The organism is Uniformispora flossi (genome assembly GCF_049534875.1).
GTDB classification, from domain to species: Bacteria; Actinomycetota; Actinomycetes; order Streptomycetales; family Streptomycetaceae; genus Yinghuangia; species Yinghuangia aomiensis.
Map to the genome: position 1 here is coordinate 92,034 of NZ_JBMULZ010000017.1, position 26,981 is coordinate 119,014.

Annotated in this window: 24 protein-coding genes; 7 read left to right on the plus strand and 17 right to left on the minus strand. The window is 69.7% G+C overall.

The window, feature by feature from the left end; translation table 11 throughout:
- Nucleotides 1-12: 12 nt before the first annotated feature.
- A complete protein-coding gene (locus ACPA54_RS30040; RefSeq protein WP_423534634.1) occupies nt 13-924 on the plus strand; it encodes a M56 family metallopeptidase in 912 nt (303 codons plus the stop codon).
- An 81-nt stretch (nt 925-1,005) separates the two neighbouring features.
- On the opposite strand, the gene ACPA54_RS30045 is transcribed toward ACPA54_RS30040, so the two are convergent.
- The 8 genes from ACPA54_RS30045 to ACPA54_RS30080 form a co-directional block, all read right to left on the minus strand.
- Nucleotides 1,006-2,073 (minus strand): TIGR04222 domain-containing membrane protein, encoded by a 1,068-nt coding sequence (locus ACPA54_RS30045; RefSeq protein WP_423534535.1) that lies wholly within the window; start codon nt 2,071-2,073, stop codon nt 1,006-1,008.
- A gap of 52 nt (nt 2,074-2,125) precedes the next feature.
- Entirely contained in the window at nt 2,126-3,160 is a 1,035-nt protein-coding gene (locus tag ACPA54_RS30050) for a hemolysin family protein (protein ID WP_423534536.1), read from the minus strand.
- Nucleotides 3,157-4,542 carry a hemolysin family protein gene (locus ACPA54_RS30055; RefSeq protein ID WP_423534537.1) on the minus strand — a complete coding sequence of 462 codons (1,386 nt, stop codon included), beginning with the start codon at nt 4,540-4,542 and terminating at the stop codon, nt 3,157-3,159. The genes ACPA54_RS30050 and ACPA54_RS30055 overlap by 4 nt, the downstream gene beginning before the upstream one ends.
- 221 nt (nt 4,543-4,763) lie before the next feature.
- Nucleotides 4,764-5,219 carry a tellurite resistance TerB family protein gene (locus ACPA54_RS30060; RefSeq protein ID WP_423534538.1) on the minus strand — a complete coding sequence of 152 codons (456 nt, stop codon included), beginning with the start codon at nt 5,217-5,219 and terminating at the stop codon, nt 4,764-4,766.
- A gap of 496 nt (nt 5,220-5,715) precedes the next feature.
- On the minus strand, nt 5,716-5,853 hold the full coding sequence (locus ACPA54_RS30065) for a hypothetical protein (protein WP_423534539.1): 138 nt from the start codon (nt 5,851-5,853) through the stop codon (nt 5,716-5,718).
- A 17-nt stretch (nt 5,854-5,870) separates the two neighbouring features.
- Entirely contained in the window at nt 5,871-6,515 is a 645-nt protein-coding gene (locus ACPA54_RS30070) for a lecithin retinol acyltransferase family protein (RefSeq protein ID WP_423534540.1), read from the minus strand.
- Between the two features lie 23 nt (nt 6,516-6,538).
- Nucleotides 6,539-6,970, minus strand: coding sequence for a hypothetical protein (locus ACPA54_RS30075; RefSeq protein ID WP_423534541.1), 432 nt, complete (start codon nt 6,968-6,970; stop codon nt 6,539-6,541).
- Nucleotides 6,970-7,197 carry a hypothetical protein gene (locus tag ACPA54_RS30080; protein ID WP_423534542.1) on the minus strand — a complete coding sequence of 76 codons (228 nt, stop codon included), beginning with the start codon at nt 7,195-7,197 and terminating at the stop codon, nt 6,970-6,972. Before ACPA54_RS30080 ends, ACPA54_RS30075 begins: the two co-directional genes overlap by 1 nt.
- A gap of 288 nt (nt 7,198-7,485) precedes the next feature.
- Here ACPA54_RS30080 and ACPA54_RS30085 point away from each other — a divergent pair, with 288 nt between their 5' ends.
- Entirely contained in the window at nt 7,486-8,490 is a 1,005-nt protein-coding gene (locus tag ACPA54_RS30085; RefSeq protein ID WP_423534543.1) for an AraC family transcriptional regulator, read from the plus strand.
- A 790-nt stretch (nt 8,491-9,280) separates the two neighbouring features.
- A complete protein-coding gene (locus ACPA54_RS30090) occupies nt 9,281-9,490 on the plus strand; it encodes a hypothetical protein (protein ID WP_423534544.1) in 210 nt (69 codons plus the stop codon).
- Here ACPA54_RS30090 and ACPA54_RS30095 read toward each other — a convergent pair.
- The 5 genes from ACPA54_RS30095 to ACPA54_RS30115 form a co-directional block, all read right to left on the minus strand.
- Nucleotides 9,472-10,071: a dihydrofolate reductase family protein gene (locus ACPA54_RS30095; RefSeq protein ID WP_423534545.1), complete on the minus strand. Its 600-nt coding sequence runs from the start codon at nt 10,069-10,071 to the stop codon at nt 9,472-9,474. The genes ACPA54_RS30090 and ACPA54_RS30095 overlap by 19 nt on opposite strands.
- Nucleotides 10,072-10,259: 188 nt before the next feature.
- On the minus strand, nt 10,260-11,510 hold the full coding sequence (locus tag ACPA54_RS30100; RefSeq protein ID WP_423534546.1) for a cytochrome P450: 1,251 nt from the start codon (nt 11,508-11,510) through the stop codon (nt 10,260-10,262).
- 431 nt (nt 11,511-11,941) lie between these two features.
- Entirely contained in the window at nt 11,942-12,394 is a 453-nt protein-coding gene (locus ACPA54_RS30105; RefSeq protein ID WP_423534547.1) for a hypothetical protein, read from the minus strand.
- A gap of 315 nt (nt 12,395-12,709) precedes the next feature.
- The gene (locus ACPA54_RS30110) at nt 12,710-14,488 is read right to left on the minus strand and encodes an alpha/beta fold hydrolase (RefSeq protein ID WP_423534548.1); all 1,779 of its coding nucleotides are present in this window, start codon (nt 14,486-14,488) and stop codon (nt 12,710-12,712) included.
- A 231-nt stretch (nt 14,489-14,719) separates the two neighbouring features.
- Nucleotides 14,720-15,925, minus strand: coding sequence for an ROK family protein (locus ACPA54_RS30115; protein ID WP_423534549.1), 1,206 nt, complete (start codon nt 15,923-15,925; stop codon nt 14,720-14,722).
- A gap of 114 nt (nt 15,926-16,039) precedes the next feature.
- Here ACPA54_RS30115 and xylA point away from each other — a divergent pair, with 114 nt between their 5' ends.
- Nucleotides 16,040-17,212 carry a xylose isomerase gene (gene xylA, locus ACPA54_RS30120; protein ID WP_423534550.1) on the plus strand — a complete coding sequence of 391 codons (1,173 nt, stop codon included), beginning with the start codon at nt 16,040-16,042 and terminating at the stop codon, nt 17,210-17,212.
- A gap of 1 nt (nt 17,213) precedes the next feature.
- Nucleotides 17,214-18,656, plus strand: a complete 1,443-nt coding sequence (gene xylB, locus ACPA54_RS30125) for a xylulokinase (RefSeq protein ID WP_423534551.1) — start codon at nt 17,214-17,216, stop codon at nt 18,654-18,656.
- A gap of 139 nt (nt 18,657-18,795) precedes the next feature.
- Here xylB and ACPA54_RS30130 read toward each other — a convergent pair whose 3' ends face one another.
- The 4 genes from ACPA54_RS30130 to ACPA54_RS30145 are packed head-to-tail and all read right to left on the minus strand — an operon-like array spanning nt 18,796 to nt 23,992.
- A complete protein-coding gene (locus tag ACPA54_RS30130) occupies nt 18,796-19,695 on the minus strand; it encodes an ATP-binding cassette domain-containing protein (RefSeq protein WP_423534552.1) in 900 nt (299 codons plus the stop codon).
- Nucleotides 19,692-21,488, minus strand: coding sequence for an ATP-binding cassette domain-containing protein (locus ACPA54_RS30135; protein WP_423534553.1), 1,797 nt, complete (start codon nt 21,486-21,488; stop codon nt 19,692-19,694). The genes ACPA54_RS30130 and ACPA54_RS30135 overlap by 4 nt, the downstream gene beginning before the upstream one ends.
- Nucleotides 21,485-22,432, minus strand: a complete 948-nt coding sequence (locus ACPA54_RS30140) for an ABC transporter permease (RefSeq protein WP_423534554.1) — start codon at nt 22,430-22,432, stop codon at nt 21,485-21,487. Before ACPA54_RS30140 ends, ACPA54_RS30135 begins: the two co-directional genes overlap by 4 nt.
- Nucleotides 22,433-22,462: 30 nt before the next feature.
- The gene (locus tag ACPA54_RS30145; protein WP_423534555.1) at nt 22,463-23,992 is read right to left on the minus strand and encodes an ABC transporter substrate-binding protein; all 1,530 of its coding nucleotides are present in this window, start codon (nt 23,990-23,992) and stop codon (nt 22,463-22,465) included.
- Between the two features lie 682 nt (nt 23,993-24,674).
- Here ACPA54_RS30145 and ACPA54_RS30150 point away from each other — a divergent pair.
- Nucleotides 24,675-25,901 carry a family 1 glycosylhydrolase gene (locus ACPA54_RS30150; RefSeq protein ID WP_423534556.1) on the plus strand — a complete coding sequence of 409 codons (1,227 nt, stop codon included), beginning with the start codon at nt 24,675-24,677 and terminating at the stop codon, nt 25,899-25,901.
- Between the two features lie 376 nt (nt 25,902-26,277).
- A complete protein-coding gene (locus ACPA54_RS30155; protein WP_423534557.1) occupies nt 26,278-26,931 on the plus strand; it encodes a TetR/AcrR family transcriptional regulator C-terminal domain-containing protein in 654 nt (217 codons plus the stop codon).
- Nucleotides 26,932-26,981: the final 50 nt, after the last annotated feature.

The following is a 26,981-nucleotide window of genomic DNA, read 5'->3' on the forward strand; positions in this document are numbered from 1 at the left end:
GTCTACTTGCCGATGGTCCTTCCGCTGTCGGCGATTCCCGTCGCGCGGTTGGCGGTTGACCATCTCCACCCGCGAGCCGCCACCCGGCTGCTGACCGGCTTTGCCGCGGTGCTGGCCATTTGCAGCACGTGGTGCGTCGCGCTGCTGGTGATCGTGGGTTCCGCCCAGGTGCCGGGCAATCCGCTGCCGGACGGATGGGGCGACCCGGACGTGCGCGACGCCGTGCCGCACGTGCGGGTTTTCGGGAGTCTCGCGATCGTCATACTGGGCGCGGTCGTGACGGCATCCGCGGTGACGCTGCGGCGCGTCCGGCGGGTACGCCGCGATGCCCGATCCGCCGTCTCCGCGCTGCCCGATGCGGGCGGCCTGGTCGTTGTCCAGGACGAACGCCCCTACGCCTACGCCCTGCCCGGTCGGGAGCCGCGCGTCGTCGCAACCACGGCGATGCTCACGTCCCTCACACCTGAAGAACGACGAGCGCTCCTTGCCCACGAGCAGGCGCACCTCGACGGACGCCACCACCTGTTCCTGACCGTGTCCCGCCTCGCGGCCGTGAGCCATCCCCTGCTGCGGCCACTGCGTACGGCGGTCTCCTACACCGTCGAACGTTGGGCCGACGAGGAAGCGGCCGCCGCGGTGGGGGACCGCACGGTCACCGCCCGCGCCGTGGGCAAAGCGGCACTGGCCTCGGCGAAATCGGGGCATCCCGCCTCGGCACTCCCGGCATTCGCGGCACCGGGCCCGGTGCCGCGCCGGGTTGCCGCGCTGCTTGCCCCGCCTCCGACGTCTGCGTGGCCGGCCCCGGCATCCCCCACGGGCTTCGCAGCCATCGTGGCCGCCGCGGGCACGACCGTGTCCGTGTGCGCCACCGCGAACGCGGCGTTCGCCTTGTTCGTCATCCTCAAGGCCGCCACGGCCCTTTAGAAGGCAACGGTCGCCGAACAGCCACAGGTCCAAAAAAGCGATCGGGCCGCACCGCATGTTCGGTGCGGCCCCTTTCCGTTCCTATGCCGGGTCGGAGCTTCCGTAGGGGCTCTCTCCCGCGCCCGGAGCCGACTCCCACGGGACGGCTCCGTCCGAGTACGGCGAGTACGGCGCAGCGCCGGACGTGGGCGGCGGGATCTGGAAGCCGGGTACCGGCTGTCCGGGGGCGGGGTGTGCCGGTGCCTGCTGCCGCATCGCCTCCTCGTGCAGGTCGACATACGACGGCCCGTCGAGCGGCCCTCGCTCGTTGGCGTTGTCGATCCACCGTTGTTCGGCCCAGCCGGCGCTGGTGATACGTCCTGAAGTGACCTGGAACGCTTGCGCGAACACGGCTTGGAGGGCTGTCTCCTTGATGCGGGACACCCCGCCCAAGGCCACCGAGCCGAGCCCGTGGCCGCCTGCCACCGTGGACTCCACGCCGCGCAGGCCCTGGGGGTCGCGTACCTGCTGCCACAGGTAGTGGATCGCGTGCTCGGTCAGCGGGCCGCGGAGGCGGTCGTAGCGGGTGAAGAGCGCGTACAGGGCGATCCCGCAGGCCGCGGTGCCCAAGAGGGCGAGAATGAGGTTCGCCACCCAGATCGCCGTGTCGTCACTCGGCGAGCCCGCGAGCCCGTCGACGAACAGCGCGGCGATCGCGACGAGCGGCACGGCGCAGAGCGCGACGCGCACGGCGGTCAACCGCGGATGGCGCGCAGCGGGATTCACCAGACCTTGCGCGAAAAGACTTTCGCGCAAACCCTGCACGGCCGCCGACTCCGCGACGGCGACGCGGACGCTCGCCAGCGGCGGCGATCCGCCGCCGCCCCGGACGGCGTCCAGGACACCCGCGGCGACCGCGTCCGGTGCGTCCCCGCCGACCGCGGTGACCTGGCCGTTCCCGGCCACCGCCACGGTCCCGCGTGCCTGGGCGGCCAGAACCGCGACGTCGGCGGCGCGCGCGGGCCCGCCCGCGAGGAAGGCGAGGTGGTACAGGTCGAGGCTGTGGGGTTCGGGTACCGGTGCTCTCGTGGCTTTGCCGTCGCGTCGCACGGACATCGCGAAGCCGCCGACGGCGGCGAAGAGCAGGGCGCTGATGACGAGCCAGACCATGGGTGGTGCTCCCCCTCGTGGTGGTTGTGGAACCTGGCGGAGCGTGGCTCCGTCAGGCGGTTCCGGCGTGTTTTGCGGTCGGCTGTCCGACCAGTTCTTTGAGCACGTCGGCCATGGTGACCAAGCCGAGCAGGCCGCGTTCCGGGTCGGTGACGGCGGCCAGGTGGGCGCCGGAGCGGCGCATCACCGCGAGGACGTCGTCCAAGCGGATGTCCGCGGCGACCGTGGCGACCGGGCGCCGTGCCCGGTCCGGGAACGGCGCGTCGCGGTCGACTGCGTCGAGAGCGTCCTTGACGTGCAGGTAGCCGAGGACTTTTCCGTCGTGTGCGAGGACCGGGAAGCGGGAGAACCCGCTGGCCGCGGCCAGCATTTCGAGTCGGCGCGGCGTGACTTCGACGCCGACGTGCACCGCTTCGTCGAGCGGGAGAACGACGTCGGACACCGGTCGCTCGCCCAGTTCCAGGGCGTCGCGGAGCAGTTCGCCCTCGTCCGGGTCGATGAGACCGTTTGCTCGGGCGTCGTCCACCATGTCGGCGAGTTCGTCGCCGGTGAACGCCGCGTTGACCTCGTCCTTCGGCTCGACGCGGACGAGCCGCAGCAGGCCGTTGGCGAGGGCGTTGATACCGAAGATCACCGGGCGGAGCCACTTGGTCATCGCCACCAGCGACGGGCCGAGGAGCATGGCGGTGCGCTCGGGCGCGGCCAGCGCGATGTTCTTGGGGACCATCTCGCCGACGAGCATGTGCAGATACGTGGCCAGCGCCAGTGCGATCGCGAAGGAAAGGGGATGGATCAACCCGTCCGGGGTATGCGCGGCATGGAACACCGGTTCGAGCAGGTGCGCGATCGCCGGTTCGGCGACGGCGCCGAGGACGAGCGATGAGACGGTGATACCGAGCTGAGCGCACGCCAGCACGGCGGACAGGTGCTCCAGGCCCCACAGCACCGAACGTGCGCGCCGCTCGCCCGCGAGGGCGCGAGGCTCGATCTGGCTGCGGCGCACCGAGATGAAGGAGAACTCCGCGCCGACGAAAAACGCGTTGGTGACCAGAGTGAGAAGCCCGATGAGGATCTGGACGACAGTCATTTCGCCATCCCCTCGTCTCCGTCCTCGTCTCTGTCCTCGTGTTCGTCCTCGTGTTCGTCCTCGTGTTCGTCCCGGGCGGAGACCGGGCCGGTGACACGGACGCGCGAGGCCCGGTGGTGGTCGACCTCGGTCACGTGAACGGTCCACCCCCCGACTGCCACCTCGTCACCTACCTGCGGAATGCGGGCCAGCCGGTCCGCGACCAGTCCGGCCAGCGTCTCGTAGGGGCCGTCCGCTTCGGGGAAGCCGAACTCCTCGGCCTGGTCGACGCGGTAGGAGCCGTCGACGTCCCACGACGAGCGGCCCTCGGCATCGGTCCCGACCGGGCGGACTTCCGGACGCTCCTCGGGGTCGTGCTCGTCGCGGACGTCGCCGACGACTTCTTCGACGATGTCCTCCAGCGTGACCACGCCCGCGGTGCCGCCGTACTCGTCGACGACCACGGCCATGGTCTGCTCGCCGCGCAGCAGGTTCAGCAGGTCGTCGACCGGAAGAGTGGCGGGGACGAGCGGTGCAGTTTCGGCGAGCTCGGCTACCGCGGTGGCGGCCCGCGCCGCCTCCGGCACGGCCAGCGCGGCTTTGAGTTCGACGATCCCCACCACGTCGTCAAGGCTCCCCTGGTAGACGGGGAAGCGGGTGTGGCCGGTGCGCCGGGTCAGCGTGATCACCTCGTCCGCGGTCGCCGTGCCGCGCAGCCCGTGCACCCGGATGCGCGGTGTCATGATCTGCTCGGTCGTCAACTCGGCCAGGCTCACCGCGCGGACGAACAGCTCCGCCGTGTCCGCCTCCAGAGTTCCGGCGCGCGCGGAATGCCGGGCCAGCGCCACCAACTCCTGAGGGCTGCGGGCCGACGCCAGTTCCTCGGCGGGCTCCAAACCCATGCGGTGCAGGGCGCGGTTGGCCGTGTTGTTCAAGTGACCGATCAGCGGCGAGAACACGGTCGTGAACGCGCGCTGCGGGGCCGCGACCGCTTTCGCGACGCCGATGGGGTGGGAGATCGCCCAGTTCTTCGGCACCAGCTCGCCGAACACCATGAGCGTCACCGTGGACAACGCGACGCCCAAAGGCAGCGCGACCGACTCCGCGGCTCCTTCGGACAGGCCGGCCGATTCCAAGGGCCCGGCGAGCACCGCGGCGAGTGCCGGCTGCGCGAGCATGCCGATCACCAGGGACGTCAGCGTGATGCCCAGCTGGGCGCCGGACAGTTGGAACGTCAGCCGCCGTACCGCCGCCAGTGCACCCTGGGCGCCCCGCTCCCCGGCGGCAGCCGCGCGCTCCAACGCTGCGCGGTCCAGCGTCGTCAAGGCGAACTCCGCGGCCACGAAGACCGCGCACGCGAGGATCAGCAGCACCGACACGCCGAGAGCCAAGCCGTCGTTCACCGCGTCACCGCCTCGGGCCGCGCATACGGAATCCGACGTCTGCTCGAAGGACCGTCCATCGGCGGTGCCGACACCTCATTCCATCCAGGCGACTTGGGCACGCAAGCCGTGCCGCCCCGTCAGGAGGGCCAGGCCCGCGTCATCTACGGCAGTGTAAAAGCTCGGCAAACCAGTACGGCAGAGCCCCGGCCACGTGGCGTGGCCGGGGCTGTGCCGTCAGGTCAGAGGTCGAATTCGGCGGGGTTGATTCCCAGCGCGAAGCACGCCTCCCGCACCACGGCCCGCTCCTGGGGGTCGAAGTTGCCGTCGGCGCCGCCGATCACGATGCCGATCTGGATGACCGCGCGCGCCTCGTCCTGCTTCTTCTTCGCCTTCGCGACCTCCTGCATGACCTGCACCTTGCCGACCTGGAAGTCGGCCGAGAGCTGGTTGGCGTAGCCGTGGAAGCGGCGTTCGAGGTCGGTCCGGTCGAAGTTCTGCAGCACCTCGTTCGACCCGATCAGCTGGGCGACCTTCGCCGTCTCCGCCTGATCGATCGAGCCGTCCGCCGCGGCCACCAGGGCGCAGATCGCCATACTCGCGTCCCGGAACGCCCCGCTCTTCAGGTCGTTCTTCTTCGCGACCAACTGCGACTGCATCGACTGCGCGGACTGCTTGAAACGGTCCCACAGGGCCATCTGCTCGTTCTCCTGAATCGACGACGCCGGCGCGTGTACCGCCCGGATACTCGGAATCTACAGAACCGTAGATCAAAATCGCGGGAGAGCGCCGAGGGGTATCCCTTGAACGCCGCGGCGCCCGGCTTCCGGCTGCTTCTTTCGTGGCGGCCCGGCCTTCAGGACAGGTGCCGCCCCGCGGCGCCCGTATCGCTGACGGCACCTGCGGGCACCTCTGTGCTCGCGGCAGCGAAGCGCGTCAGGTCATGGAGAAAGCCCCCGCGCGCGTGGATCCAGCCGGCGATGTTGTTGATCGCGGCAGCCACTTGGCGTAGCCGCGGTCGCGCAGGTCGGCGTTCTCGTCGTCGGCGACGGAGGGTCAGAACACCAGGAAGCCTTCGGCGTTGACGCGGCCGAGCAGGGCGGGTCTCGCGTTCTTCGAGGTGCGGGGTGCCGGGTGCTCCGTGCACTGGCGCCGTGTCCGCTTCGGGAGAACCTTGCGTCGGGCCCATGGCCCTCATGCGCCGAGGAAGAAGACGCGGATTCCCAGCACCATGAGCAGAATGCCGATGACCTTGAACCCGACGGGATTTCTTCCGGCCACCATCACCGAACCCGCAGCGGACAGGAGGAATCCCACGATAATGGCCACCATGCGTCCTTTCCGTGGGCCTAGTCGAAGAGGGCCGGGACGTCGTGGTGCTCCAAACCGTAACCCTCGAAAAGGTTCTGCGCCCAGTTGACCGACTGGATTCCGCGGCCCCGGAAGAACGACTCCCCCGGGCGCTCCCGGCGGTGGCGGAGGAAAGACCCCGCCAATCCCGCGGCGGTGACCGCCAAGCCGATCACCGGCACACTCTGACTGGCGTTGACGAACGCGTACGCCGTGCCGTTGCGCTGGGCACGCAAGCCACCGCCGATCTGTTCGCTCCGAATGAAACCGGTGCGGCAGAACACCGCAAGATGCTCGCAGTTGAAGGTGAACACGTTGTACTGGTAAGGCGAGCCGGGGCCAGAGTGGGCGAAACTGGTCAGGACATCGCGCGTACGTTGCAGCGCCTCGGCGTAGCCTTCGGCCGAGTTCAGCTTGGGCGACGTGTACCAGCGCAGGGTTACCCGGTCGTTCTGGCGGAAGTCGGCGATCGAGGCAACTTGCACGGTGCTCTTCAACCCCGACCGGGCATTCGGTCCTTGGCTGCTGAAATGGGCGACCTCTCCGGAACCGAGGAAGATCCCGTGATGGGAATAGGTGGAAAGCGTACGCCGGCGGATCGCAAAGACGTGGTCGCCGGGAACTACCGGTCGTGGCGTTTTCACCGGTCCCTCCAAGGGGCCGTCACTCAGAAGATGTTTTTGCTGCGGTGTTCCGTCCGTATCTCGGTCAGCCGAGCCCTGGCCTGATCGGGCGGCAGGCCCGCCTCGCACTCGGACATCAGCCCTTCGAGTCGATCCCTGGACTCCATGAATCCCTGCCATTTCTGCTGGGGCTTGAGCCAGGTGTCCAGAGCGGTGATCGCGGCCACCGCGACGGACAGTGCGGGAATCCAGGCGATCAGCGTGCTCGCCTTGCCGTCGGCGAGGTTGTTGCCGGCGGCGACGACGCTCGACGACACGATCAGGAAGATTCGGCTCAGGTAGTAGGTGACGCCGTAGTTGAACGTCCCGATGCGGTATGTCTTCGCCGTACGTTCGATCTCGTTGCGCAGCGCCTGCTGGTACTCGGGGCGCGGGTCGTCGGGGACGCGGACGAGAGCGTCGTCGGGAGGCGTCATCAGGGGCACTGGTCCACGCTGATGGCGCGCGCACGACGGGTGTTCAGATCGGCTGCGATCAGCTCCGCGACGGTCTGGTTGACATAGCGCTCGCGCTGCGGCGAGCGGGGAAAGGCACGGTCCAGCACGTCAAGCACATCGCTGGTGGTCACGATCGTGCCTCGTTGCGGGCAGAGGTTCACGATGTCCGGGAGGGTCTGCACGGCTTCCTTCGCGATGTCGCTCACCAAGCCGCCGGGCTGCGCACCGGCTCCGGGGACCCGCATGCCGGGCGCCTGGGGCCTCGCCTCAGGGGCGTGCGCTGTTGTCCGGGAAGCCCGGCACGCGGGCAGGGCAACGAGCATGGCGGCCGCGGTCAGCGCGGCGAGCGTGGCGTGTATCCGGGGCGGGCGCATGGGACTTGACTCCTCCGATCGAGCCGACGAATCCAGAGTCCCGTGCCAGGCCTGTGCTCTCCTATCCGCCATGCGTACCGCTCTATACACTTGCTGCAACCGCACAGTGGGGAGTGCAGGATGGTCCTGGATGCCGACCAATCCAGCGACGAAGTACGCTTGCCGTTAAGCGAGTTCGCGAAGCTGCACACCCGGGACGTGGACGAGGCCCGCCGCGCGGTGGCCGACGCTTTCTGCCCGCACACACTCCAAGTCCCGTCAAGGTCCGGCGTCTTCGAGACCCGGTTTCACGCCGTGCAGGCCGGCCAGGTGAACTTGTGCTTCCTGGACTATGGTTCACAGGTCGACATCGCTCCTGAACCGCAGGAGCGCTTCTACCTGGTGTTGGCCCCGCTCGCAGGCCGCGCAGGGCTGACACACGGCCGCAACGAGGCCCTGTACGACCACAGGGCAGCCGCCATTCCGCCCGTCGACAGCGCCTACCGCATCAAGGTGGAGGCGCAAAGCCCCCACCTCGTTCTGTGGGTCCCGCGAACCGCGCTGGAAGACCAACTGCACGCGCTGCTGATGAGCCCGGTCACCACCCCAGTCCGCTTCGACCTTCGAATGGACCGCACCGCACCCGCGGTCGGTTCATGGTGGAAGGTCCTGCGCCTGCTCCTGGACGAAGCCGACTCCTCCGGCCCAATCCTGCGGACTCCTCTGGCCATGCGCCAACTTGAACGCCTGCTGCTGACCCAGCTCCTCGTGTCGCAGCCGAACAACTACTCCGCTCGGCTTCGGGGCCCGACCGCGCGCGTGGCTCCGCGCGCAATCCAGCGGGCCGCCGAGATCATCGAAGAGCGCGCAGCGGACGCATTCACGATCGACGACCTCGCCCGCGCCACCGCGCTCAGTGTCCGCGCACTGCAACAGGGCTTTCGCATCCACCTGAACACCACACCGTCCGGATACCTCCGCGAAGTCCGTCTCCGCGGCGCTCGCGACGACCTCCTCGCCTCGTCCCCGGCCGACGCGACCGTGGGCGCCATCGCGCTCCGCTGGGGCTTCCTCCACCCCAGCCGCTTTGCCGCCTACTACCAACACCGGTACGGCGAACTCCCCTCGGCAACGTTGCACCGGTGAACAGGGTCGGCCTTGTATCGGGCCGACCCTGCGCCATCAGCTCGCCGTCCCCGCACGGCAGCTCGGGGATGCGCGATCATCCGTGCAGGGGTGAAGGCAGGTGAAGGCTGCGTGGCCGGGTTCGCGGGCTGGGCTCATGGCCCACACGCAGCCAGCGGTCGTGAAACTGCGTCGGGACCGGCTTGGCGCGGTCGGATCCGCTGGAGTGCAGAACCGCCGGTCGGCGGAGTCGTTTCTCCTCTGTCGCGGGCCGGCCGATGGTTCCCGATCGAGTTGGGGGCGCGACGAGTCTCAGTGGCGGACACGCAGCGGCGGCATCACCGATGCCGGTGAGCAGCGTGGGTTGGTCGCGCAGACCTCCAGCGTCCGGGTTGTCGCGCCCGTGGCGACTTGGACCTGCCAGAGTTCGGTGAAGCCGGCTCCGCAGATCACGCACGTGTGGAGGCGCGGCTGCTCGGCCGCGCGCTCCGGGGCGGGAGGAGGCGTCGCGGGCGGGCGCGGGGCTTCGCTGGTGGGCGGGTTCGCGGGCCGGGGCGGCGTCCCCCGTCCACAACTCGTTCGCGCGCTTCGCCTCGAACCGGCCGAAGACCGGCGCGGCGCCCAGATCGGCCGGGCCGGCCCCGCAGCGCGCGAAGTGCCGCTGCAGGGTGCAGTCGGTCGGCGACCAGCCCGTGGACTGGCGCAGGATCCGCTGCACCTCGTCGCGCTCCGCCGGCGCGAGCGCCGCGCACCTGCCCGGCCGGTAGGCGCGGATCCACCGGTCCAACGTCCCGCGCGTCACCGTGACGGTGTGCCCGAACGCGCCGACGTGCTCGCGCTCGGCGACCGCGCGGACGAGCCTCCCGCGCTGCCGCGTCGACAACGACGGATCCGGTACTCGGTCGGGCTCCGGTTCGGTGGGTGGGCGGCGCACCGGCAGCGGCCGCGCGGGTGGGTGGGCACGGGCATCGTCGTCATTTCGACCGTCGTGCCCCCGCAGGTTCAGCGGGCCCGGTCGTAGACGAGGGCCATCTCGCCCAGATCACCGGTCTCGTGGTGGGTGAGTTTCCATCGCGTGGCGGGCAGGCCGCCCTCGAACAGGCGCTGACCGCCCCCGGTGATCTCCGGCAGGACCATGAGATACAGGCGGTCGACCAGGTCGGCGGCGAGGAGCGGCTTGATCACGGTGGGGGAGCTGTTCACGAGGATGTCGCCGCGGCCGGTGGCCTTGAGTTCGGCGACGACGTCGGCGGCGGGGGCGTTGACCACCCGGGTGCGTTCCCACGGTGCTGTGGTCAGGGTGGTCGACAGGACGACTTTGTCGGTGTCCAGGAGCCACTTGGCGTAGCCGCGGTCGCGCGGGTCGGCGTTCTCGTCGTCGGCGACCGAGGGCCAGAACCCCAGGAAGCCTTCGGCGTTGACGCGGCCGAGCAGGGCGGTTGTCGCGTTCTCCCACGTGCGGGTGAGTTGCCGCCGCGCGACGTCGGAGGTCACGTACCGTGCGAACATCGCGAAGTCGGCGGGTCCTCCGGCGCCGTGGTAGCGCCCGTCGAGGGAGAGAACCAGGTTCGCGGTCACCTTGCGGCCGGTCGAGTCGGTCATTTCGTGCTCCTCGTGTCTTCGGTGCGGCTTCGCCGGCCGCGTCCGCCCCTGGGACGGAGCCGCCCCACCGTTCTCGACATCGCTGCCCGGAGATTTCGCGGGAGTTTTGCGGCCCGCCTCCTTCAGGCGATCCTGGACAACGAAAGATCACGATAAAAGGCGCAGAATGCCGTGGCTTGTGCTGTGTGTCATGCGAGCGTCTGTTCCGGTGCCGGCTTCGGAGTTGCGGTCAGGGGCAAAGCCGTCAGTCGGCGGACGAGCATGCTGGGGACGTAGGCCGGTTCGGCTTCGGGGGCGAGAGCGACGTGACTCGTTGCGGCGAGCAGTGCGCGCAGCGCGAGTCCGGCTTCGAGGCGGGCGAGGTGGGCGCCGATGCAGTAGTGGATGCCGCGGCCGAAGGAGGTGTGGCCCTTGGGGGCAGGCCGTGTCAGGTTCAGGGCATCGGGTTCGTCGAACGCGGCGCTGTCGCGGTTTGCGGCGCCCCAGAGCAGCACGAGGCGCGAGCCTTTGGGCAGGTGGACTCCGCCGAGTTCGGTGTCGCGGGTGGCCACCCGGAAGTGGCCGCGGAACGGGCTCTCCAGGCGTACCGCTTCCTCCACCAGCGCATCGACCAAGGCGTCATCGTGGCGCACACGTTCTTGCAGGTCGGCGTCGGTGGCGAGGATGAGGGTGGCGGAGCCGATCAGGCTGGTTGTGGACTCGCTTCCTGCGGTGACGAGTTGGAGCAGCATCGAGGTCGCCTCGTCGGCTGTGAGCCGCCCGTCCGTCCGTGCGGCCGCGAGCAGATCGGTCAGTGATCCGGTCGGTGTGTGCCCGGCCCGTTCCAGGTGGTCGCGCAGATAGGTCAGGAACGCGAATACCTCGACGGCGAGTTCCGCCATGCGGTCGGCGTCCGCCAGTCCGCCCAGCAGTTCCACTCCCGCGTCCGACCACGCGGCCAAGCGGTCCGCGTCCGTGTCCGGGAGCCCCAGGATGCGGCCGATCATCAGCACGGGCAGCGGCGTTGCCACGGCGGCCATCCAGTCGCCACCGCCCGCGGCGGCCAGCGCGGACACGCGCGGGGTCAGGATCGCATCGATGTCGGAGCGTAGATCACCCACCGCACCGCGGCTGAACGTCTGCTGGACGATGCGGCGGTGGGTGGCGTGGGCCGGCGGATCGGCGATGGCCAGGACCGCGGTGCCGGAGTCGGCGCCGCCGGTGTCCATGAGCGCGACGCCATCCTCGCCCGCGTAGAGGATGCCCGCGAGGTTGCTGGAGAACGTGCCGGGGTCGTCGAGGGCCTGGAGGACCTGGGCGTGGCGCACCACCAAGTGCAAGCCGAGTTGCGGCATATAGTGCACGGGGCCGTGCGCGCGCAGCCGCTCGTACAGCGGATAGGGGTCGTCGAGGACGCCCGGCGCGAACAGGTCTTCGGCCATGACGGGGGCACCGTGCATCGGCCCCACCTCCCGTGGGGGTCGGGTGTGTCGAGCGAGCGCGATGAGAGCATGGTCGATAACACGTTATAGCTCAAGGCCTCGATAGGATCCGGCACCGAGCGGCCGCACAGCCGGATGCAAGCGCGGTACACCACACGCGAGTCGGCCCGCGAAGACAACGGTGCGTACGAACCGTCGACCGCAAACCGGAGCCTCACCCCGCAGGCGCGTGTTCTCCCGCCGCAGTGCGGCGAGTTCCTCGCGCTCGGACGACGTGAGCCCGGCGCGTCCGCCCGCGTCGACCTCGGATTCCAGATCAAGGTGCGGTCGGGGAGTTCGTGGGTGGCGGCAGGTGCGGGCCCAGCGTTCCATGACCGCGTTCACACGTAGTCCGGCATCACACCGAGGACCTCGCCGGGAGGCGGTCCCGCGGGCACACGGGGTGCGGCTCAGTCGACGATCACCGGGCCCTCTGCCAATGCCGCGCGTACGAGGAGGGCGTCCTTCTTGGGGATCGCCACCTCGTGAGCGCCGTCACCAGTGGTCAACGAGAACCACTCCAGCGGCCCGGGTATCCGCACGTGCCGTTCGGCGGCGGGGCCGAGGGCGAACGGCGGGGTGAGCGAGACGATCCGATCGGTGCGCCGCTCCCGCCACACCGGGGGCTGACCGGCCGTCAGCAGGAGGGATCCCCGGCGCGTGACGGGGATTTGGTTGCCCCCGCCGATCGACCGGAGCTGCACGCCGCCGAGGCTCGTGCTGAGCACGGCGACCTCGAGGGCCTGCCCCGCTGCCAGGTCCCGGATGTCCTGCTCGGGGGTGCGGCGGCGGATGAACGTCCACGACAACAGGACGTCGGTGAATGTACGCGTGCCCGCGGCACGCCGTGAAGCGGCTGTCATGGGCAGACATGTTCGCAAGGGTGATCCGGCGCGACAAGGGCGCCCCGAGGGGGCTTACCAGCTCTTGACCTGGGGGAACGCGCGGCACTGGTCGGCCGACAGCGCCGCATCCGCGCCGCCGAACGGCCGCGCTTCGGGATGGGACGGTCAGACGCGGCGCGCAGAATCGGTTCGGCGGCAGGTTTGAGGTTGCCCGAGGGCGCTGATGGGGTTTCGGCTGCCAACAATGCGGCCCGGGAGATCGTTCCTCCGCGATGGTCGGCTTCGCCACGGCGGCTGCCGCTGGTCCGACGTGGCTTCGCGGTACCGGTCCGGCTATCCCTGTCCGGCCGTCCCGGCGATAGACCAGCGCCACACGGTGGTGCCGCCGCCGGCGGCGAGGAGTGATCCGTCGGGGGAGAACGCCACTGTGGACACGTCTGAGTCAACCAGGGGGTCCCGGACCGGGCGTCGGGTTTCCGGGTCCCACAGCCGTACACCGCCGTGGGACCGGGAGTGGCCGGTGGCGAGCACCCTGCCGTCAGGGGAGAACGCCACCGCACGGACGAAACGGCCGCCGCATATAAGGGGCGTACCGACGGGGCGGCGGGTGGCCGGATGCCAGAAACGTACTTCGCCGCCCCCGCTTCCCGCAGCCAGGAGGGATCCGTCGGGAGAGAACGCGACCGTGAACACCACACCCTCGGTGCGAGAGCCCAGTGGATCGCCGGCGTTGCGGCGCTCGGCAATGTCCCACAACCGCACGACCCTTTCATTCGGGCCTCCGCCGGTGGCCAGCAGGCTCCCGTCGGGAGAGAACGCCATGGTCCTGACGTAGCCGGTGGTGATGGTTCCCACCTGGACGCCGGCGCGCGGGTCCCACAGCCGCACTACGCCGTCTCCGCTGGTGGCGAGCAAGGTGCTGTCGGGGGAGAACGCCGCGGCGAAGACGGTGGTCGCCTTGGTCGCCTTGAACGGCGCGCCTAGCAACGTGCCGGTTCCCGGATCCCGTAAACACACCGACTTGTCCTCGCCGGCCGTGGCGAGCAAGGTTCCGTCGGGAGAGAACACCACGGTATTGACCATGCCTTTGTGGCCGGTCAGAGGGCCGCCGAGTGCGTTGCCGTTGACGGGGTCCCACAACCAGAGCCCCTTCTCGGTTCCGACGGCGAGCACCGTCCCGTCCGGAGAGAACGCCAACGCCCTTACTCCGCCCCGGTGACCAGTCAGGGGTTTCAAGGACAGTGCCACCACCGCAGGATGCTCTGCCCGCAGTGCCTGCTCACCAAGCACCCGGCTGCGGGGCATCGCCGGCTGCGAGCCAGGTACATGGACCGGGGACGCTCCGGGCGCCGCCGAGCCAACCTCGGATGCCCCAGCCCCACTGCTGTCGCCGGGCGGTGGCGGCTGGTCGCGGGTCAGGAGGAGCCGGCGCAAGGTGGTGAAGGTGCGGTGCCGGGCGCTGGTCGGACGGACGATGGAGAAGTGGTCGCCGGGCAGCACCGCCGCATTCGGGAACACGCTGCGCGCGGACGCGGGTACGACGACGTTGTCGGACTCGCCCGCGTACACCGAGAACGGGATGGGGCAGGTCCGAGCGGTGACCTGGGTGGCGTTGACGATGTCGCGCAGGACGATGCGCTGGGTGTCGGTGATCTGTTCGTTCAACGGCCGCAGTTGCTCTTCCTGCTCATTGCGCCGCAGCCACCGTTGGCGCAGGCCGGCACCGAGTTGCGACCCGTTGTTGGGACATGCCAGCAGCACCACCCGCTTGACCCGGGCCAGGTCCGAGCCGCGTCCTTCGGCGAGCATGCGCGCCAGCCAGCGCTGGATGATCAGGCCGCCCTGGCTGTGTCCCACGATCACCAGGTCCTCTGGCGCCGTCGCTTCGGTGTCGAAGTAGGCCGTGAAACTGTCGGCGACCGTGTCCAGGCTGGGAATCCTGCGGTCCGGGCGTAACCGGACGAACCCGGTGGCATAGCCGAACGTCATGGGCCCCACGAACGTCAGATCCGGATCCGCCTCGACCAGCTTGATGAGCGGCTCCCACACCTTCGGTCCGGACGCGAAGCCGTGAACCAGCACCAAACCCAATTCCGTGCCCGAAACCGCCACCACAGCCCCCTCCGCGCAGCCCCCTCCGCACAGCCCCGAACACGGTATCGGCCACCGAACACATTCGTTGCCTGTTCACCCGCTCAAGGAGGAGGCCCACCGCGATCCGCCTCCACACGAACCATGCAGGGGCGGTCGTGGCGGGCACCGGTGACCGGCCCCCGCACGAGCGGCCTCAGCGGGCGCGCGCGGAACGGGCGTCCAGCGGGGGATCGTCGTGTGGATGTCCCGTCAACTGAGGCTGAGCGGGTCGGCGAGGATGCGTGCGATCACTGCTCCCGCGGCGCCGCGTACGGCGCTTTGCGTCGCCAGAGATGACGGCCGAAGTGCAGGGGTGCGGCCGCGCAGGGTATTGCCGCTTCGGGCAACGGCCTCTTCGATTGTGGGGATGAGCCACGGGGCGAGGCGTGCGTGGAGGCCGCCGAGGACGACGGTGTCCGGATCCAGCAGGTTCACGGCGCCGACAAGTGCGACGGCCAAGCCGCGGCCCGCCGCCTCGACTGCTCGGCAAGCGTCCGGGTCGCGGTCTTCGAGCCGGCGCACCAGCTCCGCGACCTTCGCCTCGGCGGGCTGGGCGGACTGGGCGGGGTCGGGGACCGCTGCGGCGTTCAGGACGGCATCGAGCCCGGCGACCTGTTCGAGGCAGCCGCGTCCCCCGCAGGCACACGGAGGGCCCTGGGGATCGACGACGACATGGCCGAGTTCTCCGGCCGCGCCGTGCGCGCCGCGAAAGAGTTCGCCGTCGACGACGATTCCGGCGCCGATACCCGTCTCGCCGGACAAGTAGAGGTAGCTGCCGGCCCCTTGGCCGGAGCCGTACCAGAGCTCGCCCAAGGCGCCGAGGTTCGCCTCGTTGTCGACGCCGACCCCCAGTGGCTGGGATGGCAGGGCGCCGGCCAGCAACTGCCGTGCTCGTACGGCCTTCCAGCCGAGGTTCGGCGCGTTGACGCGGTCGTCGACCAGAACGCCGGGGAGGGCAACCTGCGTTCCGACCACCTCCAGGCCCTGCCGCGCGGCCTGTCCGGTGATGCCCCGCGCCAGGTCGGCCAGCGCGTCGACGGTGTCGTTCGGCGGCCGTCCCCGGTTGTCACCCTCGAGGGTTTCGCTCAGGAGAACGGCACCGGTGAGGTCGAGGACGCAGGCGGCGAGGTAGTGCCCGTTCACTTCCAGCCCGAGCCCTGCCACGGGACCCGAGGCGAGGGAGATCGGTGCTCCCGGGCGTCCGCGGCTGCCTGCGCGTACCGGGCCGCTGCTGGTGGTCAGCCGCAGTTCTTCGAGGATGGCGACCTGAGTGGCGACCGTGGTCTTGGTGAGGCCGGTCAGTTCCGCCAGACGCGCCCGGGTCACCGGCTGGTGGCGTGCGACCTCGCCCAGGACCAGCGCAAGGTTGCGCTCCCGCATGGTGTCGATGTGCGTGGGACGGGACGGCACGGTCATGGCCGTGATCCTTTCACCCCCTTCGGCGGCGCAGTGTTCCGGAGGGTGGGTGTTGACAGCCAGGGGCTGCGCCGGTTAGCTGAACAGTGTTTAGTCCATGCATTGGACTTATTTATGTCGGAGGCTACCGTGACAGACCTGACCCCGCAGCCGGACGACCGTTTCACCTTCGGCCTGTGGACGGTCGGCTGGCAGGCGCGCGACCCGTTCGGCGACGCCACACGCGCGCCGCTCGACCCCGTCGAGGCCGTGCACAAACTGGCGGACCTGGGCGCGTCCGGCGTCACCTTCCACGACGACGACCTGATCCCGTTCGGCGCCGACGACGACACCCGTGCCAAGAAGATCGCAGCGTTCCGCGCCGCGCTCGACGCCACCGGCATGACCGTGCCGATGGCGACGACGAACCTGTTCACGCACCCGGTGTTCAAGGACGGCGCGTTCACCGCGAACGACCGCGGCGTCCGCCGGTTCGCGCTGCGCAAGGTCATGCGCAACATCGACCTCGCCGCCGAACTCGGCGCGCGCACCTACGTGTTCTGGGGTGGCCGAGAAGGCGCCGAAACCGACGCCGGCAAAGACGCCCGCATCGCCCTCGACCGCTTCAAGGAAGCCCTCGACACCCTGTGCGGCTACGTCCGCGACCAGGGCTACGACCTCCGCTTCGCCCTCGAACCCAAGCCGAACGAGCCCCGCGGCGACATCTTCCTCCCCACGATCGGCCACGCCCTCGGCTTCATCGAGCGCCTCGAGCACCCCGACATGGTCGGCCTCAACCCGGAGGTCGGGCACGAGCAGATGGCCGGGCTCAACATGGTGCACGGCGTCGCGCAGGCGTTGTGGGCGGGCAAGCTGTTCCACATCGACCTCAACGGGCAGCACGGACCGAAGTACGACCAGGACCTCGTCTTCGGCCACGGCGACCTGAAGAGCGCGTTCTTCCTCGTCGACCTGCTCGAACACGGCGGCTACGACGGCCCGCGGCACTTCGACTACAAGCCGCTGCGCACCGAAGACGCCGACGGGGTGTGGGCGTCGGCGGCCGCGAACATGCGCACCTATCTCCTGCTGCGGGACCGCGCCCGCGCGTTCCGCGCCGACCCCGAGGTGCGCGAAGCGATGACCGCAGCCGGTTGCGACGAACTCGCGGTGCCGACGCTCGCGCCCGGCGAAACGTACCGCGATCTGGCCGCCGACACCTTCGACCCCGACACCGCCGCCGAACGCGGCTACGGCTACGAACGCCTCGACCAGCTCGCCCTCGAACACCTCCTCGGCGCCCGCTGACATGGCCACACCCCGCCTCGTCGCAGGCGTCGACTCCTCCACCCAGGCCTGCAAAGTCGTCGTCTGCGACGCCGACACCGGCACGGTGGTCCGGCACGGCCGCGCCACCCACCCCGACGCCACCGAAGTCCACCCCGAACACTGGTGGCGCGCACTGCAAGACGCGCTTGCCGAAGCGGGCGGCCTGGACGACGTCGCGGCCATCGGCGTCGCCGGCCAACAGCACGGCCTGGTCTGCCTCGACCACGACGGGGAAGTGGTCCGGGACGCGCTGCTGTGGAACGACACGCGGTCCGCCCGGGCAGCCGCCGACCTGGTACGCGAGCTCGGCGGCCCGGGGGCTTGGGCCGATGCGGTCGGCAGCGTCCCCGTGGCGTCGTTCACCGTCACCAAGCTGCGCTGGCTGGCGGAACACGAACCCGACGTCGCCGCCCGCGTGGCCGCTGTCTGCCTGCCCCACGACTACCTCACCTGGCGGCTGACCGGCAGCCGTGACCTCACGGACCTGGTCACCGATCGGGGCGACGCGTCGGGTACCGGCTATTGGTCGCCCCACACCCAGACGTACCGCGAGGACCTGCTGCGCCTTGCCTTCGGACGGGTGCCGGTACTTCCCCGCGTCTTGGCGCCCTCGGAGCTCGCCGGCACGACGCCGGGCGGCGTCGCGGTCTCCGCCGGCACGGGCGACAACATGGCCGCCGCGCTCGGCTTGGGCGCGGACAAAGGAGACCTCGTGGTCTCGCTCGGCACGTCGGGAACCGCGTACGCCCTTGCAGGGACCGCCACCGCCGATCCCACCGGCAGCGTTGCCGGATTCGCAGACGCCACCGGACGGTTCCTGCCCCTGGTGTGCACGCTCAACGCAGCCCGGGTACTCGACGCCACCGCACACATGCTCGGCGTGGACCACGCTCGGCTTGCCCAACTCGCGTTGTCCGCACCACCGGGTGCGGATGGCCTGGTACTGGTGCCGTACTTGGACGGCGAACGCACCCCCAACCTCCCCAACGCCACAGGCGCTGTTCACGGCCTGACCGGACACACCGCCAATCCGGCCCATCTGGCTCGCGCCGCAATAGAAGGCATGCTGTGCGGGCTGGCGGACGCCCTCGATGCCCTCGACACAGCAGGTGTCCACGGCGAGCGCGTTGTCCTTACCGGCGGCGCGGCCCGCTCCCCGGCCATCGCGGACATCGCCCCGGCATTGTTCGGACGCCCGGTCGCGCTTCCCGAACCCGCCGAATACGCCGCACTGGGGGCAGCCCGCCAGGCCGCGTGGGCGATCAACCAGGACAGCGGCCCGCCGACCTGGACGATCGAATGCACCGAGCTACGCCCTCAGCGGTTCGACGCCCACGTCCGCCGCCGCTACGCCGACGCACGCGCACTCCATCTCGACCGTCCCGCCCATCCCCGCGGAGGCGGACCGGATCCGGTGCGGTAACCGGTGGGGAAGAAGGACACCGTTGCGGGGCGAACGCCGGTTCCTCGCCGCTCGCTTGTTCGGCGGGCGCAGGGTGGAAACGCTCAGCGGGCCAGCGGGCCAGCGGGCCACCGAGTACTGATTAGTGGGCTTCATGCCCTTAAATCGTGTTCCTCGGCGCAACGCGCCTTGCGTGTGGGAGTGACGCCTGGCCTCGGTCGACTACGAGTCCATCCACGCACCCTTTCGGGCGGCGGCGCATGCGTCGTTCGCGCTGTGCGGCAACGTCGGCTACGGGCGCGGACAGCAACAGATCACGGGTGTAGGGGTGCTCCGGGTTACCGGTGACGGCCGCCGCGTCGCCGGTCTCCACGATCTCGCCGTGCCGCAGCACAGCGACACGGTGACTCATGAGTCGCACGACGGACAAGTCGTGTGAGACGAACAGGTAGGCGACGTCCGTCTGTTGCTGGATCTCCAGGAGAAGGTCGAGGACGTTGCGCTGGGTGGTCAGGTCCAGTGCCGACACCGGCTCGTCGCACACCACCAGCCGCGGACGCAGGGCGAGGGCGCGGGCGATGGCGACGCGCTGGCGCTGGCCGCCGGAGAACTCGCGGGGCAGGCGCCCGGCGGCGTCGGCGGGCAGGTGCACGCGGTCGAGCAGGGACACCACCCTGGCGCGGGCCTCGGCGGCGCCGACGCCGTGCCCGAGCAACGGTTCGCCCAAGGTGTCGCCGATTGTGCGCGACGGGTTCAGGGACGTGTGGGGGTCTTGGAAGATGACTTGGAGGTCCCGGCCGAGCGTGCGGCGCCGCTTGCGGTCGGCGTCGTCGATGCGCTCGCCGTCGAAGGTGACGGTGCCCGAGGTGACCGGTGCCAGTCCGAGGACGGCCCGGCCCAGGGTGGTCTTGCCGGACCCGGATTCCCCGACCAGCCCGAGGGTTTCGCCGCGGCGGATGGAGAGGGAGACGCCCTTGAGGACTTCCGTGCTCGGTGCGCGCCATCCCTTGCCCTGGTAGGCCACACGCAGGTCCACGATGTCGAGCAGGGGATCGGTCATGCGGTGCTCCTTGCCGGATGTGGCTGCCACGGGGCACGGGCCGGGACGTCGTCCAGGACGGCGTTCAGCAACTTTTGGGTGTAGGGGGCAGTCGGCGTGTGCAGAACCCGGGCGGTGTCGCCGGTTTCGACGATGAGGCCGGTCTGCATCACCGCGACGCGGTCGCACAGATCCGCGACCACGCCGAGGTTGTGGGTGACGAGCAGCACTCCGAGTTGGCGGTCATCGCGCAATCGGCGAAGCAAGTCGAGGACTTCGGCTTGCACACGGACGTCCAGTGCGGTGGTCGGCTCGTCCGCGATCAGCAGCTTGGGATCGCACGAGATCGCGCCGGCGATCAGGACGCGCTGCGCCATGCCGCCGGATATCTCGTGCGGATAGGAGTCGAACACCCGCTTCGGGTCACGGATTTCGACCTCGCGCAGCAGGGCGAGCGCACGTGCCGAGGCGTCTTTGCGGGACATCCCCAGGACCACGCGCAGGGGTTCGGTCAGTTGGCTCCCGATGGTGAACGCGGGGTCGAGGTTGCTCATCGGTTCCTGGGGTACGTACGCGATGGTCTTACCGCGGAGGGCGCGGTAGTCGCGTTCCGAGGAACCGACGAGTTCCCGTCCTTCCACGAGGATGCTTCCGCGGGCGATTCGACCGGCGGCCGGGAGCAGCCCCAGCACGGCGAACGCCGTCTGTGTCTTCCCGGAGCCGGATTCGCCGACCAGGCCTACGATTTCGCCCGGGGCGACGTCGAGGTCGACGCGGTGCACGACGCGGCGTTCGGTCCCGGCCGGGGTCAGGTAGGCGACAGCGAGGTCCCGTACGGACAACAGCGCGGCGCGCTGCCGCGGCACCACAGGGCTCGCGTTTTCCCCCTCCCGTGCGGGTTCCGGCTTTGCGGCGCGGCGCGTTCGGGCGGCGCGGGCGCGTATCCCGCGGTCTTCCAAAGCATCGCGCATCGCCGCGGCCAAGAGGACCAACGCGGCGCTGGTGAGGCCGAGCGCCAGGCCGGGCCACAACAGCAGCATGGGAGCGCGTTCGATGTTCTTGAACGCCTCGTTGAGCATCGCTCCCCACGTGGGGGTGTCGCCGCTGCCGATGCCGAGGAACTCCAGTCCGGCTTGCAGCCCGATGGCGATGCCGGCGACGAGGGCGACGGTGATGACGACCGGTCCGCGCACCACGATGAGCACGTGGCGGGTGACGATCCGGGTGTCGGAGAGGCCGGAGACCCGGGCGGCGTCGACGTAGAGCTCGCCGCGCACCGTGGTGACGATGCTGCGGACCAAGCGGAAGAACGCCGGGGCGACGAGCACTCCAAGCACGATCATCAACGCCCACACGGTAGCGCCGATGATGGCGCGCGACGCGAGGAGGACGATCATCGCGGGCAGGGCCGTCACCAAGTTCGCGCACCAGTCGGCGACGGCGTCGAACCTGCCGCCGCGGTAGCCGGCCCACAGGCCGGCCGGCACGCCGAGTGCGAGGCCTATGCCGAGGGTGACGAGTGCACCGAGCAGCGTCTCGCGGCCGCCGTACAGCAGCCGCGAGAGAATGTCGCGGCCCGCCGAGTCGGTGCCGAGCCAGTGGGCGCCGCTCGGGTCGGCGAAGGCGTCCTTGAGGCTCGCCGCGGCCGGGTCGCCGGGGGCCAGCAGTGGTGCCGCGAACGACGCGAGCACGATGACGGCCAGGAATGCCGCGGCAGTGGCGCCGAGCGGGTTGTGCATCAGGCGTCCGGCCAAGCCGCGGACAGCGGCCGGCGGGGGGTCCGCCGCGGCGGTGAGCGCGGGTGTGTCGGTCATGCGGCGGCCCTCGCCTTCGGGTTGAGCCAGCCGATCGAGAGGTCGACGAGCAGGTTGATCAGGACGACACCGATAACGCTGACCATGACGACGGCCATGATCGCGGGAACGTCGCCGCGTGCCGTGTAGGTGACGGCCATACTGCCGATCCCGGGCAGGGCGAAGATCTGCTCGACGAGCACGGTGCCGCCGATGAGACCGACGAACTGCATGCCGAGCACCGACAGTGCGGGTGCGGAGGCGTTGCGCAGCACGTGTTTGAGGACGACGCGGTGCGGCGGGAGGCCGCGGGCGCGGAGTGTGCGGACATAGTCCTGGCGCAGGACGTCCACGACCGCGCCGCGGACCTGCTGGGAGACGCCCGCGACCGCGCCGGTGGACAGGGCGATCACCGGAAGGGTGATCGTGGACAGCCAGCCGCTGGGCGATTCGGCGAAGGGGGTGTAGCCGATGGCCGGGAACCACTTGAGCTGAACCGCGAAGATCTGCACGAGCACGAGGGTCAGCAGGAACCCGGGGACGGCGTATCCGAGGACGCCGAGGAGTTGGATGCCCTTGTCGACGACGCCGCCTTGCCGCAGTGCGGCCCAGGTGCCCGCGAGGAACGAGACCACGCCGCTGACCAGGGTGACGCCGACCATGAGGCTCAGGGTGACCGGAAGCCGGGTGGAGACGGTCTGGTTGATGTCCTCACCCGTGTACCAGGACGTCCCCAGGTCGCCGCGCAGGGCATGGCCGAGCCAGTCGAAGTACTGGGCGATCAGGGGGCGGTCCAGGCCGAGTTGGGCGTTCTTCGCGGCGATCTGGTCGGGGCGGGCGCCCATGCCCAAGACCTGCTGTCCGACGTCGGTGTCCTGGACCGACAGGAGCAGGTAGGCCAGGAACGAGATGACGAAGAGGAGAAACAGTCCGGACAGGACTCTCCGCGCGGTGAAAAGAAGCATGGCGGTCGGCTTTCGGCACCCGAGGAACGGTCACTTGGCGGGGGTGTAGTTGTAGATCGAGGGGCTGGCCATGCCGTCCTGGGGAACGACGCTCACGGTCCCGTCGGTGACGTGCAGGTAGGTCACGCGGTAGAAGGGCAGAAACCAGGCCTGCTCGACGAGGCGTTGGTTGAGTGCCTGGGCGTCGGCCTTCTCCTGGTCACCCGTGTCCGTCTTCATCTTGGCCATCAGGTCCTGGATGGTCGGGTCGGTGTTGCCGAACATGTTGAACGGTCCCGGCGCGACCCAGTCGTTCGCGACCGCCCAGTCGTTCGAGTACTGGCCGAGGTTCATGACGAGCCCCGAGTACTGGCGGCCGGTGAAGACCTTCTGGACGAGCTGGGTGGGGTCGAACTGGTCCCAGACCACGGTGACGCCGATGGCCTTGAAATCGGTCTGGAGGGAGGCAGCGAGGGCGTCGCTGACCATGCCGACGGGGCGCGGCAGCTTGAGGGTGAAGCCCTTGCCGTAGCCGGCCTGGTCGAGGAGAGCCTTGGCCTTGGCCGGGTCATAGGTGTAGTAGCCGTCGAGTTCCTTCTTGTATCCGGGCGCCTGCGTGCCGAATACCTGGCTGGTGACCTCTCCCTTGCCCCGTTGCAGTGACCTGAGCATCGTCTGCCGGTCGACGGCGTAGTTGAGCGCCTGGCGCACGCGCACGTCCTTCAGTGCCGGGGTGAGGACGCCGTCGCGGTCGAGGAGCATCAGGCAGGAGAAGTCGAAGTTCTGCGGCGTGGACTTGGTCTTGAAGCCGGATTCCACGGCGAGCTGCTGGTCGGCGTCGAGCAGGACGGCCGCGTTGAGTTGGCCCGACTTGAGGCCGTTGACGATGGCGGTCTCGTTGTCGAAGTAGTTGTACGTCACCGTCTTGTAGGGCAGCTTCGTACCCCAGTACTGGTCGTTGCGCTCGTAGACCCATTTGGTGCCGGTGACCGTCTTTGCGGCGTTCAGCTTGTACGGCCCCGTACCGTCCGGGGCCGCCTTCAGGCTCTCGGGCTGCGCGAACTTGGCCGGGTTGGCCATGAGACCGGCCGAGTCGCTGAGGTAGTAGAGCATGGCCGGGTTGGGCTGCTTGAGCTTGAGTTCGACATGCGCGGGGTCGACCACGTCGACGGCGTCGAGGTCGGTGAGCCAGCGGGTGTTGGAGCCGGGCGTGTTCTTGAAGCGTTCGAGGTTCGCTTTGACGGCCTCGGCGTTGAACGGCGTGCCGTCGCCGAAGGCCACGCCTTGGCGGAGGGTCAGGCTGAGCGTGGTACGCGTCGGGTCGAGATCCCACGCGGTGGCGAGCATCGGGCTGTAGCTGCCGTCCGGCTCGCGCTTGATCAGCGTGTCGTACACCGCCTGGTAGTACGGCAGCGCGCTGCCGATGGCGTTCACCGGGTCGAAGCCCTGCGGTGCCGTCCGCGAACCGATGTTCAGGCTGTCGGTGCTGCCGGCCGTGGTGCCGGCGCCGGCGCACCCGGTCAGCAGAAGCGCACTGGCGGCAATCGAGGCGCCGATTCTCGGCAAGGGCTGCGTGCGCATGGATCTCTCCAAACGAAGGGGGATGGGGATCGCCGGTCCTCGACCGCCGGCGCGGCCTAACGCTCCGCGGTGGTGCGGTGAGGCGTCTCTCGAGGCCGGACCGTGCGGACATCTTTTTTCACGCACGTGAATCCGGCAAGAGCAGCGGCCTGCCTTTGTCGACACGTAACCGAAAAGTGATTTTCCGTCGGGTGTAAAAAATACTGTGTCCTGCCCGTCCGCCCTTGGCTGTGCCGGCGCCTGCCCCGGTCGGCCGCGACTACGGGGTGGTTGCGCGGCCTGGTCCGGCCTATTTTCTCGCGGCCGTGAGAAAATCGTTGACGGTGCGTCCGGCAGGCGTCTACGGTCGGGGCCGCAACCATCCCGAAGCCCGCGGAGGCGGACGCCGACGCTGATGTGACGCCGCGGACCGTTTCCCGTCTGCCTCGAAATCAGCGACGGCATCGCCGCGTTCGTCGAACTCCCGAAGACTGCCGGGGCCACCCGCGGGGCCCGAGACGCAGTCCTGTTGAGGACGTGGAAGTCCCTGCGGCGTTGCCCGGGTCGACGTTCCGTGCGGGGCCGGGCCGTTACGTGTGGACATGGCGGCTCGTGGGCCCGGCACCCGCATAGCAGCTCCGAGCTGCTCACCCACTGCCCGTGCTGTCGACAGCGCGGCGCCGCACACAACCAAGGAGTTCCCATGACCATCCCGGCGCATCGTCCGCAGACACCGGACGGGTTCGACTGGCCCCCCGGGTTTCTGTTCGGCGCATCGACCTCACCGCACCAGGTCGAAGGCAACAACGTGTCGAGCGATTGGTGGGTGCGCGAGCACAGCGGGAATCCGGGTCCGATTCCCATCACCGAACCGAGCGGCGACGCGGTGGACCACTTCCACCGCTGGCCCGAAGACATGGACCTGCTCCGCGATCTCGGCTTCAACGCCTACCGGTTCGGCATCGAGTGGGCTCGCATCGAGCCGGAACCCGGAAACATCTCACGTGCGATGCTGGAGCACTACCGAGGCATGATCCGCGGCGCCGTCGAGCGCGGTCTCACCCCGGTGGTGACCCTGCACCACTTCACCTCGCCTCACTGGTTCGCCGCACGCGGCGGATGGCTCGCGCCGGACGCCGCCGACGTGTTCGCGAACTATGCGGCCGTCGTAGCGGAGATCCTCGGCGAAGGCGTCGAGTACGTCGCCACGATCAACGAGCCGAACATGATCACACTGGTGAACGGGCTCATGGCGCCCGACGGCGATACCCCGGACGTCCCCACCATGGCCGCGCTGGTACCGCATCAGCCGAGCACCGACGCCCTGATCCGGGCACACAAAGCCGCGGTCAAGGCCGTCAAGGCCGTGCACCCGCACCTCAAACTGGGCTGGACGATCGCCAGCCAGGTCTTCCAGGCCGAGCCCGGTGCCGAGGCGGAGGCCGCGGCCTACGCCTGGCCCCGCGAGAAGGTGTTCCTCGACGTCTCCCGGGACGACGACTGGGTGGGCGTGCAGTCCTACTCCCGCACCCGCCTCGGCAAGGACGGGCCGATTCCGCACGCCGAGGACACTCCCCGGACCCTGGTCGGTCTGGAGTACTACCCTCCGGCACTCGGCGAGGCCGTCCGGCAGACCGCCGCGGTGGTCGGACCGGACGTGGCGATCCTCGTCACGGAGAACGGCATCGCCGCCGACGACGACACCCAGCGCATCGCTTACACCACAGGCGCCCTCGAAGGCTTGGCCGCGGCAAGCGCCGACGGGATAGACGTCCGTGCCTACCTGCACTGGTCGGCCCTGGACAACTACGAATGGGGCTCGTACCACTTCACTTTCGGCCTCATCCATGTCGACCGCGCGTCATTCGCGCGCACACCCAAGCCGTCGGCGTACTGGCTCGGCGGCATCGCACGCGAACTGAACAGCTGACCAGCGGCCTGAACGGCGCCATCCCGTCCCGGGCCGCCGTCTTCGACGCCGCAGGCACGACGCCCCGTGCCTGCGGCGTCGCGACCTGGTGAGGTCCACGGCGCCGTCCGAAGAGCACGTCATTTGCTGGAACCACGCCGCAGTGCAGATGTGCGCTCGCACCGTGGAACCCGCGGACCCGGCCTTGACGCGCGAGCTCACCGGTCCGGCCTCGGCCCCGGCGGCTGCGACGACGGGCTGACCGCGAACTGGGCGTCAAGGACTGGCCGTCCAGCTCCGGCGACGTACGGGCCATCGCCGGAACCTCCGGCTGCGCGGCTTTTCTTACCCTTGTAAAATGACGGTCGTCCGGTTCCGAACGGCAAGGGAAGCAGTCTTGGACGGCAGTAAGCGCGGTCGGGGTAGGCCCGCTCGTATCGACCGGGAGCGGATCGTCCAGGTCGCGCTCGCGTTGCAGGAGGACGGGCGGCCGCTCAGCATGCAGGCCGTCGCCGACCGCCTCGGCGTCCAGCGTCCCGCGCTCTACCACCACGTCGCCGACCGCGATGCCCTCGTGGCCCTCGTCGCCGCCGCACGCATCGAGGACGCCATGGACGAGTCCTGGATGCCTGCGGACGACGCGGACTGGCGCACTTGGCTCGAAGCGTTCGCACGCACCTCTCGCGAGTCGTTGCTGGAGCTGACCGAGCCCGCCGAGTACCAGCTGTTCGTCGGCTCCGTGGGCCGACGCCAACTCGACCAGGTCGAAAGGCTGTTCGCGGTCCTACTGCGCGACGGCTTCGCCGCCCGCACCGCCGGACTTGCCGTCACCCTCGTCGGGGAACTCGTCCACGCCAACGTTCGGTCGGTCCTCGTCCTGCGTCGGCACGACGCCGAACCCCACCGCGCCTCCGTCGCCGCCGTCGTCGCCCAGGACCCCGAAGCCTTCCCGGCGCTCCGTGCCGTGGGCGCGGAAGGCTACGACGCCGGCGTCCAGTTCGACTTCGACCTCGAAGCCGCACTCACCGCACTCGAACACATGCGTCGGTGACGGTTGCCCGCGGGCATGCTGTCCCGGCGCATCCGCCCAGGCGTCGGCCT